Genomic DNA, 15225 nt, shown 5'->3' with positions numbered 1-15225 from the left:
GCGTCGCAGCGTCCGCCTCGAGCGCGCCTGCCGCGACCACCCGGCCCGCCGCGGCGATATCGAGCGCATCGACCGCAGCCAGACGTACATCGCTGCCCTGGACCAGCCCGGCAAGCGCGATCTCGCGACCCGAGATCCCGACCGCGCCGGTGGCGAGCGCCTGGCCCGACAGCATCATGCTGTCGGTCGCGCGGATCGCCAGATTGCCCGTGCGTCAGCGTGCCGTCGCGCGCGAGCCCGGCCGCAAGCGCGCCAGCATGGTCGATCGTGCCCGCGCTCACCGCAAGATTGCTCCCGCTCGCGATGATGCCGTCGCCGGTGAGAGCACCGCGCACTGCAAGCCCAGCGGTCCGTCGGCATAGGCGGCCCCCGTGACCTCGGCCTCTTGCGCCTTGATGTCGATCGTGCCCCCGCTCGTGATCCGGCCCGACAGCGTCAGCTTGCCGTTCACATCGAGGCTGAAGCCGCGCTCGAGCGACGCCAGATCGCCCGCGACATTGACCCCGAGCCCCGCCTCGGTGCCGATCAACTGGATCGCACCCGCGTACATGCCGCCGAGCGCCGCCACATCGAGCGCGAAGCACGGCGCTGGCTGGGCTGGCGTTCCAGGCGCGGTCACGATGATGCTACCATCCGCCGTCGCCAGCTCGGCGGCGCCCGCGGCGACATGGATCGCATCCGCCCAGACGCCCGCATTGACCGCAATCGCGCGCGCGAACAGGTCGAGCCGCGCGCCCGAGGCATCAAGGCCCTGGCCGCCAATGTCGATCGCGCCGTCCGCGATGCTGAAGCCGCCCAGGCCCCCGCGCTGTCCATTTGGGACGCCCCGCGCCAGGGTGACGCCGGCGCATTCAGGCCGCATCCAGTGCACTAATCCCGTATGGATTGGCGATCACCAGTTGCGCTGGCGCACCTGCTATCTCGATATTTCCGGCAAGGCTGGATGGATTGGCGCCGACAACCTCGTTCAGGATCAGCGTGGCGGGGCCGGTGGCCTTGAGGCTCTTGTTGCCGTCGATCCAGCCACCCAGCCGGGTCTGTGTGATCTTGTCGCTTGTTGAGGATGAGGTTGCGGTCGTCGACGTTGAAGTCCGTATAGCGATTGTGGCTCACCCCCCTGGCCGAGGGCGTCGCGATCCTCACGATCGGCGTGCCATTGCCCGCGACATCCATCCGCGGCGCATTGGGACCGGCCTCGGGTACAATGCGCACAGCGGCCCCGTGGGGCGGGGCCGATTGAGCGGATTGCTGTGCACTGACGGGCACCGCAACGAGCGCCAGCGCCAAAGCGCTGCGGCTTACCGGCGACAGGGCGAGCGTCGCTCCACGCCGTGCCTCAGCCGCCCGATCCACTCTGCCTGCAAGCACACGCCACCTCGATCCGCCCATCGGTGCGACCGGGGATGGCCGAATGCCACCAAACCGCCGCAATGCGCCAAAAGTCGCTATCACAGGGTGCGGCGAACCCAGCGTAAACAATGGTAATTTCGAGCTGCACGCGCTTGCGCCGGCAGTCGTCGACCACCAGAAAGACCCGCAGTCCTCTCCGAAACCGGAGTGCTTTTCAACGCAATACAGGGGAACGGGGCCGCCGTCCCAGACGGACCCGGTCTTCTTGTGTTGCTTCAATTGTATCGAGGTGCGCCCGTCCGCTCAGCTCTTGCCATGGGGTGGGGGGCGGCCGCTTGGCGACCCAATGCGCCATCATGACAGCGTCGGAACCGGGCCGGACCATGCATCGGGCGGTGGCTGCTTCAGTATTTTGACGACCATCGCGTAGCTGATCCCATGCGCCGCGGCCATGCGGCATAGGTCTCACCCGCCCGGCGTCGGGCGTGGACGTCGGCGAGCACCGCATCGGGAACATGTTGCGCTTGCCGCCCCGGCGGACGACGCGGCGCCACCGCCTCGCCGCGCGCAGCCGCACGGTGATGGCGTACCACCGCGCTCACCGTCGCCTCGCTCACCCCCAGCGCGCGCGCGATCTCACGATAGCTCTCGCCGGTGTTGGCGCGCGCCACCATCTCACCTTCGAGTGGGCCGATGCGTTTACGGCGCGGGCGCGCCTCGGCCGCGCGACGCTTGCCGCGACCGTACAGCCTGGCCGGATAGCTCCGCACCGCGTCCGCGTCTTCGGGTATCAGCACGAACGCCTGACAGCCCGTGCAACGCAACTGGCGCCGGTCATGATCATCGGCTCTGCGCCTGCGTCCAAAGCCATGATGGACCAGCGTGCCCACCTCCCCGCAGGCCGGACAGCCAAGCGCGTCAAGCGGTGGTGCGATGCCAAGGCGGACCCTGGCCTCCCACTGCCCCGAAGGGTCGAGTTCAAGCAGCCACGCCCTGAAGCGCATGGTCCAGCGTCTGACAAGCTGGATATCCGCACCCAGCTCATCGGCGGCCTGGGCATAGGGCTTTTGCTGCGACAGCAGCCCGATAAAACCGGCGAGCAGATCCTTGCGCGCGAGCCCGGCCAACGGCGTGCCCGTGCCGCGCTTGAAATATCTACGGCACGCAGAGCAGCGAAAGCCCGGCATTCCGTCAGCCATGACGCGCGCCCGATGGATGACGCGCGTACGCGCATGGCCGCAATGCGGGCAGGCCGGCGGCGTCTCGTCATCCGACAATATCGCCTCGACCAAAGGCAGAAGGAAGCCAGTCAGGCCCAGGTCCTCGGTGTCAGGAATCGGCCGCCCGCAGCGCACGCGCGGGATCATCGGATCGAAGGTGCGGCGGGGGGACAATGGATCTGTCATCGCGTCATCATGGTGCGTGGTGATCGGCGCGATGCATAGTCGTGATCAGGAGCACATCGAGATCAAAATCAATAGGCCCATTTTTCTGTCGCGATGCTCCAAGGGGCCGGTCCGCGGGCGCACCTCAACCTATTCCGGCTTGTGGCGCGACCCCAGGAGCCGGACGAGGTTGCACTAGCACGGTCCGGGCGAACTCGATGTAAACAATAGCCAACCAGGCATGTAGGCGCCTGGCGAGACACGGTCAGGCCCAGGCAGGTCCGGTATTCCACCTGAGCACTGTCATCATACAGGATAACGCGCTGTCCTTTCAGCTGGCCCCGTTCTTTGGGGGCGCCAGGCATTTTGATATCCGAGATAGCGCAAAGGTGGCTGCGATGCTGCGCATCGAGCCCGCAAATTTGAGACACACCCTACGCACGCGTGCATGTCCGTTATCCGCCACTTTCCGAGGGTGCGATCCGCGTGCGCATCTGCCGTCGCGTTCAAAAATGACGCAATTGCGCGACGCCTCAAGGCTGCGCTGCGCTGTCGCGGGACAGCGTCACCCTGACATCGCGGCTCCTCACATTCCGATGCCCGGCCCCCGGCTCCTGCCCCACCCGATCATATCGGCAAGGCTTTGGCCGAGGCTGCGCTCAGGGATGTTGGAGAGCCCGAGCTGGTGTCGGCGCCCGCGCAGCAGCGATTCGAGTTGCGGATCGCGCTCGAGGCTTTTGGCCATTTCCGCCATGGTCTGGGTGACCCTGCTCGCGGCGCGCTCCTCATAACGCCCAAGCAGCCGCTGGCGCTTCTGGTCGAGCACCTGCCAGCGATTGATGAACATATCGGCGCGCAGCCTGGGATCGGTGCGCAGCTCGGCTTCGAGCTGCATCGCGCGGATCGCCCTTTGGGTTTGTCCCCCCGCAGCGTCGCGGATCAGCCCCCGGTCCGCGGCAAAGGCCGCCTCCAGGTCGTGCGCACCGTGGGGAGCGAGCCTGTCGATCTCAGCGCGGCTCGCCTGAAGCTCAGCGCGCTGCTCGGGCGATGCCGGATCGCCGACGCTCTGTGCGAACAGGATCGCCGAGACGATCCGGCCATGCCGCGCGACCGTGCGGTGGGGGTCGGGCCCTGGCGCGAGCGCACCGCGCTTCGGCTGCGGCGCGGGCGCGCGCTGTCGTGCCCGAAGATTGTCCACCATCTGACGCGCCCTATGAGGCGCCGTGCGGACAAGTTCAGCGATCCGCGCGGCGATGCCACGGCGTTCGGCAAAGGCGCGCACAGGATCGGTGCGATCATAGTCGCCCGCCATGTCCTTGGAGCGCTCGCGCGACAGCGTGCGCAAGAGCGCTCGCTCATCGGTAAAATCGTCACGGCCATAGTGAAGTTCAACGCCGTCGCGGTGCCGCGACAGTGCGACATAGCTCGCATGGCGATCGAGCCCAGGGGTGGCGAGCACATGCACCCGGTCCACCGTCAACCCTTGAGCCTTGTGGATGGTCGCGGCATAGCCATGGTCGAGATCGGCATAATCCTTGATGTCGAAGGCGACACTGCGCCCATCGTCGAGCAGCACGCTCATCCGCAGCGCATCGACGCGCGCGATCCGGCCGAGCGACCCGTTTTTGACCCCCAGGCTGCGTTCGTTCCTCAGGAACATGATCCGGTCGCCGCGCGCGAACGAACGCTCGCCGCGTGCCGTCTCGATTTCGACCTCATCGCGCAGCTGACGTGCCGCGCGCAGCCGCGCGCGCGCCGCCTCGTTGAGCAGGCGCACCTCGTCATTGGTGTGGGTGAGGATGATCCGGCTCGCCTGCGGCCGGGCGCTGCGCTCCCTGTCCCAGCACTCGATCAGCCTGGCGCGCGCTGTCTCGCGCGTGGCTGCGGCATGAACGGCCCCGTGCTCGCGATAGGCATCAAGGGCTTCGCCGACACGCCCGGTCGCCAATGCACGCGTCGCGTCGCGCTGCCAGCCCTGGTGCTGGCGGCGAATCTCGGTGATCTCGACCCCGCCTTGGGCGGAATGGATCGCGCGAAACGCCGCCCCCGCCTCGATCGCCTGGAGCTGCTGCGGGTCGCCCACCAGCACCAGTTTCGCGCCGCGCTTTTCGACCTCACTGATCACCCGTTCCATCTGGCGTGCGCCGATCATTCCCGCCTCGTCGATCACGAGCACGTCGCGCGGAGTGAGCAGATCGCGATCCTGCCGCCATTGATGTTCCAGGCTCGCGATCGTGCGCGCGGGGATAGCCGAGCCGCTTTCGAGATTCTCGGCGGCGATCCCCGACAATGCTGCCCCGCGGACGCGGTAGCCCGCGAACTCCCATGCTTCGCGCGCGACGCCCAGCATCGTCGACTTGCCGGTGCCCGCATAGCCGATCACCAGCGACAGATCGGCGCCTTCTGTGATATGGATGAGGGCGCGACGCTGCTCGGCACCGAGCGACACGCCGCGCGTCCCGGCTGACGCTTCGCCCCTTTCGACGTCCGATGCCGGGACGCGATGGCGCATGCGTGCGGCGAGGGTCTGCGCGGCCTGCTCGAGGCTGTGTTCGGTTGCGATCATCGCGCGCGAGGTGAACCGGTCCTCGCCGCGGCCGTCCTTGCCCAGGGCGACGAGATCGGGCGCGCCGCGCACCGCGCGCATGCACAGATCGAACTGATCCTTGCCGTCGCTATGTCGGTGGACGAACATCGCAAGGTCGCGCCGCGTGAACGTCGCTTGTGTGTGCGTGATCGCATCGAGCGCGATGCCCGGATCGGCGATGATACGCATCCCGTTGCGGCGCGCGATCGCGCAATGCTCTTCGAGCCGCTCGCTTGTCCGCCCTTGCGCGACCATGCGCAAGGCCGCCGGCCCGATCTTGTGCTGGGGCTCAAGGTCGATCCCCTGGGCTTCGAGCGAGCGATGATCTACCGCCGCATCGATATCGAGTTCGGCCAGTCGCTGATTGACATGGCTCGCCCAGGCTTCGCGCCAGTGCTGCAGCAGCTCTGCCCGGTTCCAGTCGCGCACCTTGGCGCCGAAGCCGTTCTCGTCGACCGAACGCATGGTCAGCATCACATGCGCGTGCGGCTTCGCCAGCCCGTCGGCACCGACATCCCAATGCACGTTGAGGTCGGCGATCATGCCGCGGTCGACGAACTCGGCAGCCACAAAATCGCGCGCGAGCACGATGCCCTGTTCCTCGGTCATCTCGCGTGGAATCGCGAACTCGATCTCGCGCGCCAGTTGCGCGTCGATACGCTTCTCGGCCGCCTCGACCGCGTTCCAGAGCGTGTCGCGATCCGCAAATGCGTCGGGCGCACCACCCGGCAGCAGTATTTCGCTGTGGACGACGCCCGCCTTGTTGGAGAAGTCGTGGGTGCGCTCGAGCCGCTGGTCGTGGATGCGCGACGCCGATCGATAGGCCGCGCACGCTACCGCGCTGCGCCCGGTCGCGCGCGAAATCACCTTGGCCGAGAAATGGTAGATCGCCATCGCGACCATACCAACTACACCTGAAAGCGCACGTCGGCACGACGTATAAGCGCGCCCTCAAAAGATTTCATCTTTCTCGCGACCGCGTAATCTCAGGAGATTTCACGATATTTACGCTGATCGAGCGCGTGAATTAGGGTGGGTGCATCCACAACACGCAACGGATTTGGCGATGCGGCGGCCACGCGATTTCGACTCAGAACTCAAGGCACTGGCCGACAAGACGCGCGCGCTGAAGGAGCGCCGCGTACGTGAGCTGGGTGCGTTGGTGATGGCGTGCGGTGCTGACGTGCTCGACATCGATCTGCTGGCGGGCGCCCTGCTCGATGCCGCCAACTGCGACGACATGATCAGGCGCGAGGAGTGGCGTCGCAGCGGCGCCGGCTTCTTTCAACGCACGCGCGGCAATGCGCGCGGCGCTCGTCGCGGGCCACAGGGCAGCGAAGCGGGCACAGGCGATGCGATATCGCCTGCAGGCCGGACGGGCGCGGCGTGACGTTCGCGATTGGCAAGTGAAGCGCCGCGAGCGCACGCGCCGCCTCATCGAGCTCGGCGGTCTCGTCGTGAAGGCCGGGCTCGTCGATCTCACCGACGACGATCGCACCGTCCTTTACGGCGCTTTTCTCGGCATGGCCGCGCGGCTGCGCGGCGACGATCGCGCGCAGGCGCTGCTGCTGTGGCGCAGGCGCGGCAAACGCGCGTTCGAAAACGAGGCGCCAGCGCCGCGCGAGCCGTGACCGCGACGTCGAGTATTGCCGACTACAGTATATCCTCCAGCGCATGGCATAGCCGCAGCAGCGCCTTGGCTATGTGACGCTCGACATCCGCGATACTCAGGTCGAGCCGATGCGCGATGCGGTCGTAGCCGAGATTCTCGAAGCGGTGCATCATGAAGACCTCACGCGTTTGTGGCGGAAGGCTGACAATGGCATCTTCGATGCGCCGCACCCTCTCGCTTTCGGGATCGCGCACAAGGCGGGGCAGGGGCCAGCGATCGATGCTCTGCAGGCGCGCAATGCGCGCACGCATCCTGACGAGGGACGTAAGCATGGGCTATCTCCCGCATCTGCGTTCGCGTGCATGGAGGGGGGCATCGCGCGAGGCGCGGTAAAGCGTGATCCCGGCCTCGATGCGGTCGAGGATGAAGCAATCGCGCTCGGCGCGCGCGGCCCTGATATCGGCCGTGCACAGCACATTGAGATCGACCGCGCAGCGATTGCCCATCTCGCGCTGGACGATGTTGCGCGCGCGCTGCCAGCAGCGCTCATCGGTGTGGAGCGGATGGTCGACGATTGCCCAGAACTCATAGTCGGAGAATTCGAGCGTATGTCGGTCCTCGTACCAGCTCCGTCTGGCATAGGGACCGATCAGGATGATGCGGCCGATACGCCCGGGCTCGGGCGCGAGCACCTGTTCGGGATCGAAGCAGCCACGCAATACGCGCGTGATGCGCTCGATCTCCTTCTGCTTGCGCCGGATGAGGTGACCCACGCGCGCCATTACGACTTCGCGCGCATAGATGTCGTTTGATGTTTCGAAAGCCATGGCTTTGCCTTGCACGCCGGCAGCCGCACTCAGCGGTGCGGTTGGTGCAAGCGGTGCCCACTGCTCAGCAGCGGCCGTCCGGCCATGACGGGCGGACGTGTTTATGCCTGGCAGGATAATCCTCACGGAACGGCTGCCAGCATTTCCGCTCCGTGCCCGAAATATGCCTCAGAATGGCGCAGGTGGCAATTGGGGGGCAGCAGTCAGCAACTTGGTGACACGGCGGACGATAGGGGCCTACGCCTTGTCACGACTGTAAACTCATGTAATTTCCCGGCCGGGGGAGTGAAATGCCATCCGAACTATATCCTGCCGCTTTGTCCGGGCTTCCGGATGCAATCTTGGGTGACGCTGTCGCTGCGTGATGCCGAGATTTCGAAGATCCAACCTTGAATCTTGAATAGAGACATCTTCTGTTCTCCATTCGCACGCCCAACGCTGGGGACGGGCAGTTACCGGAGCAAAAATGCTTAGACTGGTACATCTTTCGGACATTCACTTCGGCCAGGAAAAGGACGGCGGTTGGGAGCCTCACGACGACGTGAGGCGCGAACTACTTATCGACCTCAAGCGCGTGCGCGACACCAACTTGGTAAGCGGCCCAGCCGATCAGATCATTGTGACGGGCGACATCGCCCAAGCGGGCAAGGAGACCGAGTATAAGGTCGCCGCATCTTGGCTGGATCAGGCCTTGTGCATTTCTGGCGCGCCCAAGCGCGCGGTGAAAGCCGTCCCAGGCAATCATGATGTCGATCTCTCGACCCTGGGACACGACGAATTGACCTTACAGGCAATGCTGAGGACAGCGGATATCGATCTCGTCGAGGCCCATATTGCATCGCTCGCGGGCAAAGCCGAAAGCCCGATCATCACAAAGCTGAACGACTACCGCAGCTTCGCCTACGCCTATGGAACCGATTTCGACAGCTATTCCTATCCGGTAACGGTGTCGTATCACGACTTCGGCGCCTGGAAGCTCCGCTTCTTCGGCCTTTGCACGCCAATACTTTCCGACCGGAAGGACAAGGAGGGGAATCTGTTTCTTAGCGGGAGCCAGTATCGTATCCCGCGCGAAGAAGGCAGCATCGACATTGTGTTCATGCACCATCCGCCGAACTGGCTGCGCGATCAGACGAAGATCGAAGAGTATCTGAACTCGCGGGCACGCGTACTCATGACGGGACATGAACACTCGCCCGTGATCAAACCAATCACGTACGAGACGGGGTTCCAGCAACTCAGACTGGCAGCAGGTGCCACAAACCCGCCGGAGACCGGAGAGGGGTTCGAATATAGCTACAGCTGGCTGGAGTTCGAGATCGTTCAGGATGCCGGTTGCGACTTTCTCGCGGTAACCTGCTATCCGCGGATCTGGTCCAAGGCTGACACAAGGTTCATTGCCGATAAAGTTAGGGGTGAAGGATCTGAAAACATCACTCATCGCCTTGGTTGCGGGCTTACGCGCACGACGGTCAGTGGCAATTCGCCCGCCCAGGGCGACGTGCAGAACGTTGCGGTGGAATCACCGGACACGGCGTCTGCCGAGATCCTCGCGCTGTCGGACTCGGACGAAGTGGCCTCAGAGATGACCCAGCCCAACGCGTTTGAAGAGCTTCGCCTCCTTTTCTGGCAGCGCCTCAGCCAAACCGAGCGCGTTGATATTTTTATAGGGCTCGGTCTGCTGACCGAGGCGGCAAGAGGCCGACTTCCAAGCGCGATCGAAAGAAAGGCATTCGAGGATGCCAGCGCAACGGGCATGCTGGGGCAACTTTGGGATAAGACAATGGCGGCCCTGCCTGCCGATGATCGTAGAGACAATCCGTTTGGAGCAGATGTATGAGCGGGAATATCGGTGCGTGGTATCGCGGTGCGGCAATTGGCAAAGACGAGGAACGGCTGACCCATAGAAGAACGGCGAGCGTCACCCTCGCCGCATCGATCGAGAAGATGGCTGCACGCGATGTCGCCGGTGTCGCCGCCTATGGCCTTGGCATTCTGACAGGTTCGGGAGCACCTTCTCCCTATGCGGCGACGATTATCGAGAGAATGCAGGGCCCGCAGCCTTCACTGAGCGAAGAGGATGCGGCGGCTGAAGGCGATGCGCGTATCTGCACCCTCGCTGCAATCGAGAAGATGATCGAGGACCGGGCAGCAAAGCCGAACCGGCTGATGAGAAAGGAGCCCGCCATCGTTGCGGCCGAAGCGATCGTGTGCGCGACACGAATGCGAGTGGTATCGGCAGGCAGCAATCTTGCGGGCAAACTCGGAGAGCTGATTTCCTCAGCAGAAACTCTTCTCACTCAACTCGACGCTGGCCGAAGAACAAGGCGAGTGGTGAAGCCGACCTTGACCACATTGAAAGGGGCAGCCGATCTCGAAGGGGTCAAAGCCGAGGCGGCAAAAGCCATTGAAGGCATCTGGCTGGATTCGCACCTCGACAGGGAGGAGCTTCAGGCGCTTTGGTGGGTATTCAGCGGATTCTCGCCGACGCTGCTCCAAGGTTATGAGACGTTGACGAAGGCGAAGGCTGCAGTCGCGTCCGGCATCGACCTTGCCGGCCTTCTGGAATGGCCGGGAACGAAGGCATTCGCGGAACTTGCAACCCGGGCCAGCGGAGCAAATCTCCATGCACCGGACGCCGCTCCTGAAAATGGGGCATTATCGGCGTTGACAGATGACGACCTTACCCCCCTCACTCACGGCTCGTCCACCGACGAGTTTCCGGACCTCAATGTGCTGATTCCGCTCACCGCGGCTTCGTTCGTGCGAAGCACTGGAGCTGACAGCAGCAATGCGCTCGCCGGTATGCGTCAGGATCTGTCCTACGCGGACCTTGCGCGCCAGTCCTTTGCGGAATGCAGCCTCCTGACGGTCGTTCGTGGCTGAGCGCCCGATCGCCTGCGATTTCGACGGATGTACGATCGTCGAGTTCGGCGTCTGCGCGCGCACGGGCGAGCAGGCTTCATGCGAGCAAGCCACGCTGGAAACCGTGCTCGATACGGAAGAAACGCCTCCGATTGCCGAAGAGGTGGTAGTCGTTCCTACCCAGCTGACGCCCCAAGCCGAGGAAATCTTCCTGGAAGGGGGCGGCGACACGGGCCTTTACTCGGGCGAGGAGCTTGGCGTCGAGGAGCTGTGGGCTCTAATTGACGAAATGCCGTCACGCGTCATTTCCATTCTGGGCGAGCAAGATGCGGGTAAGACCTGCTTGCTCGTGTGCCTCTATCTGATGATCATGTCGGGAGACCTAGAAGAGGCCGGCTATCTGTTCGCCGGAAGCAAGACTCTGCCCGGATTTGAGTCCCGCGCGAGATCAGGCAGGCGTTGGGCAGAGGTCAAACCCGACCGGATGTCAACGCGAACCACACTCGGCGAAGGACGCGGCGGCGGCTTCATGCACCTCGATCTGCTTGAGATCGAAGGACGCATTCGACACCGGCTTCTAATGTCCGACATACCGGGCGAATGGACCAACAATCTCATCGACAGTGCCGCAAAATCCGACCGACTTTCCTTTGTGCTTCATTCCGATGCCATCCTCATCACCATCGACGGCCGAAAGCTATCCGGCATTCCGAGGTTTGCCGAGGTCGAGAAGAACAACACCTTGATTGATCGCCTCGCATCGATGGTCGGAGCCAGGAAACCACCCATACGCATTCTCGCCACACGCGCGGATCTGCTCGGCACGGAGCCTCCGCCCGGCCTCGCGGAGATCGTCGATTATGCAGTAGCGCAAGGGTTCGACTGCGAGGGTAAAATGTTGGCCACGTACTCGGGCGACGAAAACGTCCCGAGCGGGACGGGCGTGATCGAGTTGCTCCGCCTTCTACTCGAAAATTCCAAACTCGACGCACTGCCGCCGGAAGTTTCCGAGATGCCGTTGCGGCTTTTCGGCTGGTTGCCTGCGATGACCGTGAGGGCGCAATGAGCGAGCCGACCGCACTTTTCATCGGCTCGCCTGGGGCGGGCAAATCGAACTATCTCTTCAGGCTTTGGCTCGCGCTTCGCGATGACCGGCAGCGCACGATCATGCGCGACGGCAATCCCGCAGAGCTCCAATATCTAAATGATGGCGTCTCGCGCCAACTCGCGGGTCAGTTTGCCGACCATACGTCAATGGGGGTCCGCGAGAGAATTGCCATTCCACTGAAGGTCAATGGCGTTCCCGCCTCGCTCACCGTCCCGGACCGACCAGGCGAGGATTGGAAGAAATTTTACGAACGCCGGCGTTTTCCGACGGACTGGCTCGACCTGATCCACGACACGACCAGCTGCCTGGTCTTCGTTCCCGCCGTTGGCACGGATGCGCCGCATGACTGGATGACAATCCAGCGCTTTCAGGGCGCGGGTGCAAATCTGGGGACGAATGCCGACCTTCGCGACGCCCCTCCCCCTACTCAGATGGTTCTCGCGGACACCATACAGCTGCTTCAGGCCCAGTTTCGGCAGTCAGTCGGGCCAGCCCATGTGCCCCGCATCGGAATCGTCATCACCGCGTGGGACATGCTCCCCGCCGAGCAGCAGGCCGGCGGGCCACTGCAGCATTTGCGCACAGAGCATAAGCTCCTCTATGACTTCATCACGGCAAATCGCGAACGGTTCGCCATTGAGGCCTTCGGCATTACCCTTTATGGTGGCGACCTCAACGATCCGGAATTTACAAAGGATTTTGGGGACAAGCATCCTCGGGAGCGCGGAGAGGTTTGGCACCAGCTGAACGGCGCTGTCGAATGTTCCGACGATCTCGTACTTCCGATAGCTTGGGCACTCAGCGCGGGGACATGACGTCTAAGAAAATGCTCCACCAGGCAGTTCACGGCTATGCTCGTGGGCATGAGTTACTAGCGGCCAGCTGCAAGCTCGACCTTGTCGATGCGGACGAGATGCTTCGGATCAGCGACCTGTCTGGATCGCCTGTGTCCTCGACCTTCACGCCTTATCTGACACTTTATCCGCTTCCCAGCGGGACGGGATATTGCTTAGCGAGAACCTGGCTCGATCCCGACGCGACGCGAGATGGATGCGTCCTCACGCATACGCTGATCATCCCGATGGACCTTTGGCTTAGTGGCATATCCGCGACGCAGCTTTCCCAAATCGCCCGGTTTCCCAATCGATCCAGCCTTGACCATTATGCCGTTCCGTTGACGCTGGCGGACGAATTGTCTGTTTCGGAGCCCAAGCCGTATGAGTCGACGGGACAGGAAATTCAGGACTTCGCAGCACGATTTTTCGTGCTCGATCGAACGCCCGTCATCTGGCCGATCTCCAACGGCATGCAGGACTGCGAGACAGTCTCCCTGCGCACCGCCGACTTTCTCTGGCCGAGCGCTAGGGCGAGGTTCGCAGCGTGTACATATGCCCTGCAACCGCGCTACCTTGCCGAACGGCCGTTCGAGTTGATGTTCGTGCCCCTCGGGGCAATGGGCAGGTTCAGCGCAATCCCTGAAGCCAATATCGTGTCATCGGCGGCCGCCGACCCAAAGATCGCCGAAGCCCGCAGCAGTGCAGTGGTCGAGGTGGTGACCCAAAGCCTGCTCGGTGAAGGAAATCTCGTTTGGGAGATGCTGCGCCAGTTTGGCAAGGACCTGCCTCCCGATCGCGACGCCCTGATGCGGCTCGTGCGTATCGTCGAATTGGAGCGGCAGGCGGAACGAAACCCGAAAGCCTATCTTGCAGCGCTCGATCTATGGATGGCGCTCGCGCCTTCGCCCGAGATGGCGGTCGATTCCAAAATAAGCTGCTTCAACAAGGCGATGGCTGCGGCGCAGTCCCTAGATTCCGCAGCGATCGTTGAATATTTGTCATCGCTGGCTCAGCGGCTGCGCCGTCCGTCAATGCAGGCAGCACGGAAGGCGATCCGCCGGCTTAGCCCCGAAATGGAAGCGGCAACCCGCCAGGATCCTGTCGCCGCCGTGGACCTCTTGAGCAGTTTGAAGAGCCCACCGGCGGTGCTCATTTCAGCTGCCTCGCACGCACTGCTCGAGACAGATAAGCCGAGCCTGATGGACTATGCGTTGAAGGCCGTCGGCCCAGCGATCGGCCGAAAACTCTTGACTTATTCTCCGGCGCTTGCGCCCAAAGCGGTTAGGAACAGGGACGATGCCGTCGTCACGCCCGAGGCCCTCGACAAGCTGAATGGCTGGCTCACGAAATTGTCGCCCCGCGTCCGTCGGAACCTGTTTCGCCTCCTGCTGCAACATCCGGCAATCCTAGCAAACGACGAGTTGGCGGCGACAACGATCGATGCTGCGACGGCCGACGATCTCTACACAGTTCTGGCCCTGCCGCGGAACACGCATTGGACCCTAGGTCCGGATGCGGCTCGCGCGATCCTAGGCCGAGCCCATCAGGACCGCAATCGCGCGGCCCTCTACTATTCCGAGCACGGGATCGAGGGTGCGAGCGATGTGATGCTTTGCGCCGACATCGTGTGCGAACCCTCGCAGATGCTCTCGATCGTCGAGGCCGGCATGGGCGCAAGCAAAGTGGAGCTTGCCGGCATGCTGCTGTCGCGGGCGCTGAAGTTGGGCATGGCGAAGGACTTGTCGACCGATCAAAGGTTGCGGACCTTTTCGCTGCTGGCATCGACGGACCAGTTGACCGACGAACTGCTGCTGCCGCTCATCCAGGGACTCCCGTCGGAGCTCGCATTGGACCTTCCGATCGATGCATTCGCAAAGGCGGGCGCCACGCGGGCAGCCTTCGCCGCCCGCATCAAGGCATTCGAAGCCGCAGTGTCCCGGCACCTTACCGGTCAAATGCCCGTCGACACCTTTGGTAACTGGATTGCAGAGCGCGATCGCAGCCAGCAATTCACCAAGCCCGAGGTCAACGGCCTCACCAAGTCCATCTTGGCGGCCGCAGCTAAGCGGCCGTCGGCCGCAACATGGCAAGGCTTGGCCGGAATTTCCGCGATCCTTGCCCGCGCCGACCCCCAATCCATTCCGGGAACGGTTCGCGAAGCCTTCGAAAAAACTCGCACGAAGCTCGACCTTCCGTCGGCGATAGCCTGGGTTCAATTGATCGGGAAAATAGAAACCCGACACCGGCAAGTCCGTTTCGAATCCTACGTCCTGTCCCTCAGGCTGGCATCGCTCGAGCCGCGAAAGCCTCTCGGCGCGATCGCGGTCGAGTGTTTTCCGATATTCTACGAAGCCCTTCCGTCCGCGAGGCAGTCGTACCGGATCCTCGACCCGTTCGGTCTCTTCGATGAACCGGACCGCCGCAAGGATGCCCGCCACGACCTTATCGCCCATTTTCTTGCATCGGAGTGGGATCCCGCCGACCTTGCGCTGACCGCCCGGCGCACCGGCATCGTGAGGAAGACCGTCGAGCGCATCATAAAGGTCGGTCAGCGGAAATATCTCGACAGGATGATCGGTCGACTGAAAACGCGGGGCCAGAACGACCTCGCAAGGGACGTAAGCGAGGCCGCGAGGGAGGCAGAGCGCTGACAGG

At 63.4% G+C, this 15225-nt stretch carries 13 protein-coding genes; 7 read left to right on the top strand and 6 right to left on the bottom strand.

Annotation, left to right across the window (positions count from 1 at the left end; genetic code table 11):
* Window positions 1-277: 277 nt before the first annotated feature.
* The 4 genes from D3876_RS20100 to traA all read right to left on the bottom strand — a co-directional run bounded on the left by D3876_RS20100 (window position 278) and on the right by traA (window position 6216).
* Window positions 278-862, bottom strand: a complete 585-nt coding sequence (locus tag D3876_RS20100) for a two-partner secretion domain-containing protein (protein WP_119765527.1) — start codon at window positions 860-862, stop codon at window positions 278-280.
* Window positions 852-1019 (bottom strand): two-partner secretion domain-containing protein, encoded by a 168-nt coding sequence (locus tag D3876_RS21285; protein ID WP_420801988.1) that lies wholly within the window; start codon window positions 1017-1019, stop codon window positions 852-854. Before D3876_RS21285 ends, D3876_RS20100 begins: the two co-directional genes overlap by 11 nt.
* 735 nt (window positions 1020-1754) lie before the next feature.
* A complete protein-coding gene (locus tag D3876_RS20090) occupies window positions 1755-2756 on the bottom strand; it encodes a DUF746 domain-containing protein (protein ID WP_119765523.1) in 1002 nt (333 codons plus the stop codon).
* A gap of 565 nt (window positions 2757-3321) precedes the next feature.
* Complete coding sequence (gene traA / locus D3876_RS20085; protein ID WP_119765787.1) at window positions 3322-6216, bottom strand: Ti-type conjugative transfer relaxase TraA; 2895 nt, start codon at window positions 6214-6216, stop codon at window positions 3322-3324.
* Window positions 6217-6388: 172 nt separating this feature from the next.
* Here traA and traD point away from each other — a divergent pair, with 172 nt between their 5' ends.
* Together traD and D3876_RS20075 are read left to right on the top strand one after the other, a co-directional pair.
* Complete coding sequence (gene traD / locus D3876_RS20080; RefSeq protein ID WP_119759472.1) at window positions 6389-6712, top strand: conjugal transfer protein TraD; 324 nt, start codon at window positions 6389-6391, stop codon at window positions 6710-6712.
* On the top strand, window positions 6675-6953 hold the full coding sequence (locus D3876_RS20075) for a conjugal transfer protein TraD (RefSeq protein WP_119759471.1): 279 nt from the start codon (window positions 6675-6677) through the stop codon (window positions 6951-6953). Before traD ends, D3876_RS20075 begins: the two co-directional genes overlap by 38 nt.
* Window positions 6954-6975: 22 nt before the next feature.
* Here the strand turns inward: D3876_RS20075 and D3876_RS20070 are convergent, their stop codons facing one another.
* A complete protein-coding gene (locus D3876_RS20070; RefSeq protein ID WP_119759470.1) occupies window positions 6976-7266 on the bottom strand; it encodes a sigma factor-like helix-turn-helix DNA-binding protein in 291 nt (96 codons plus the stop codon).
* Window positions 7267-7269: 3 nt separating this feature from the next.
* Window positions 7270-7761: a hypothetical protein gene (locus D3876_RS20065; protein ID WP_238475464.1), complete on the bottom strand. Its 492-nt coding sequence runs from the start codon at window positions 7759-7761 to the stop codon at window positions 7270-7272.
* Between the two features lie 466 nt (window positions 7762-8227).
* On the opposite strand from D3876_RS20065, the gene D3876_RS20060 reads away from it, so the two are divergent.
* The 5 genes from D3876_RS20060 to D3876_RS20040 are packed head-to-tail and all read left to right on the top strand — an operon-like array spanning window position 8228 to window position 15221.
* Window positions 8228-9601, top strand: coding sequence for a metallophosphoesterase (locus D3876_RS20060; RefSeq protein ID WP_119765521.1), 1374 nt, complete (start codon window positions 8228-8230; stop codon window positions 9599-9601).
* A complete protein-coding gene (locus tag D3876_RS20055; protein ID WP_119765519.1) occupies window positions 9598-10647 on the top strand; it encodes a GTPase-associated system all-helical protein GASH in 1050 nt (349 codons plus the stop codon). The genes D3876_RS20060 and D3876_RS20055 overlap by 4 nt, the downstream gene beginning before the upstream one ends.
* A complete protein-coding gene (locus D3876_RS20050) occupies window positions 10640-11692 on the top strand; it encodes a TRAFAC clade GTPase domain-containing protein (RefSeq protein ID WP_119765517.1) in 1053 nt (350 codons plus the stop codon). The genes D3876_RS20055 and D3876_RS20050 overlap by 8 nt, the downstream gene beginning before the upstream one ends.
* On the top strand, window positions 11689-12549 hold the full coding sequence (locus D3876_RS20045; protein ID WP_119765515.1) for a TRAFAC clade GTPase domain-containing protein: 861 nt from the start codon (window positions 11689-11691) through the stop codon (window positions 12547-12549). The genes D3876_RS20050 and D3876_RS20045 overlap by 4 nt, the downstream gene beginning before the upstream one ends.
* Complete coding sequence (locus tag D3876_RS20040) at window positions 12546-15221, top strand: GAP1-N1 domain-containing protein (protein WP_147417697.1); 2676 nt, start codon at window positions 12546-12548, stop codon at window positions 15219-15221. Before D3876_RS20045 ends, D3876_RS20040 begins: the two co-directional genes overlap by 4 nt.
* The last annotated feature ends 4 nt before the right edge of the window (window positions 15222-15225 follow it).

It is taken from the genome of Sphingomonas cavernae, assembly GCF_003590775.1.
GTDB lineage: Bacteria > Pseudomonadota > Alphaproteobacteria > Sphingomonadales > Sphingomonadaceae > Sphingobium_A > Sphingobium_A cavernae.
The sequence above is the reverse complement of the archived record's forward strand: the minus strand, read 5'-3'. Positions and strand labels throughout refer to the sequence as shown.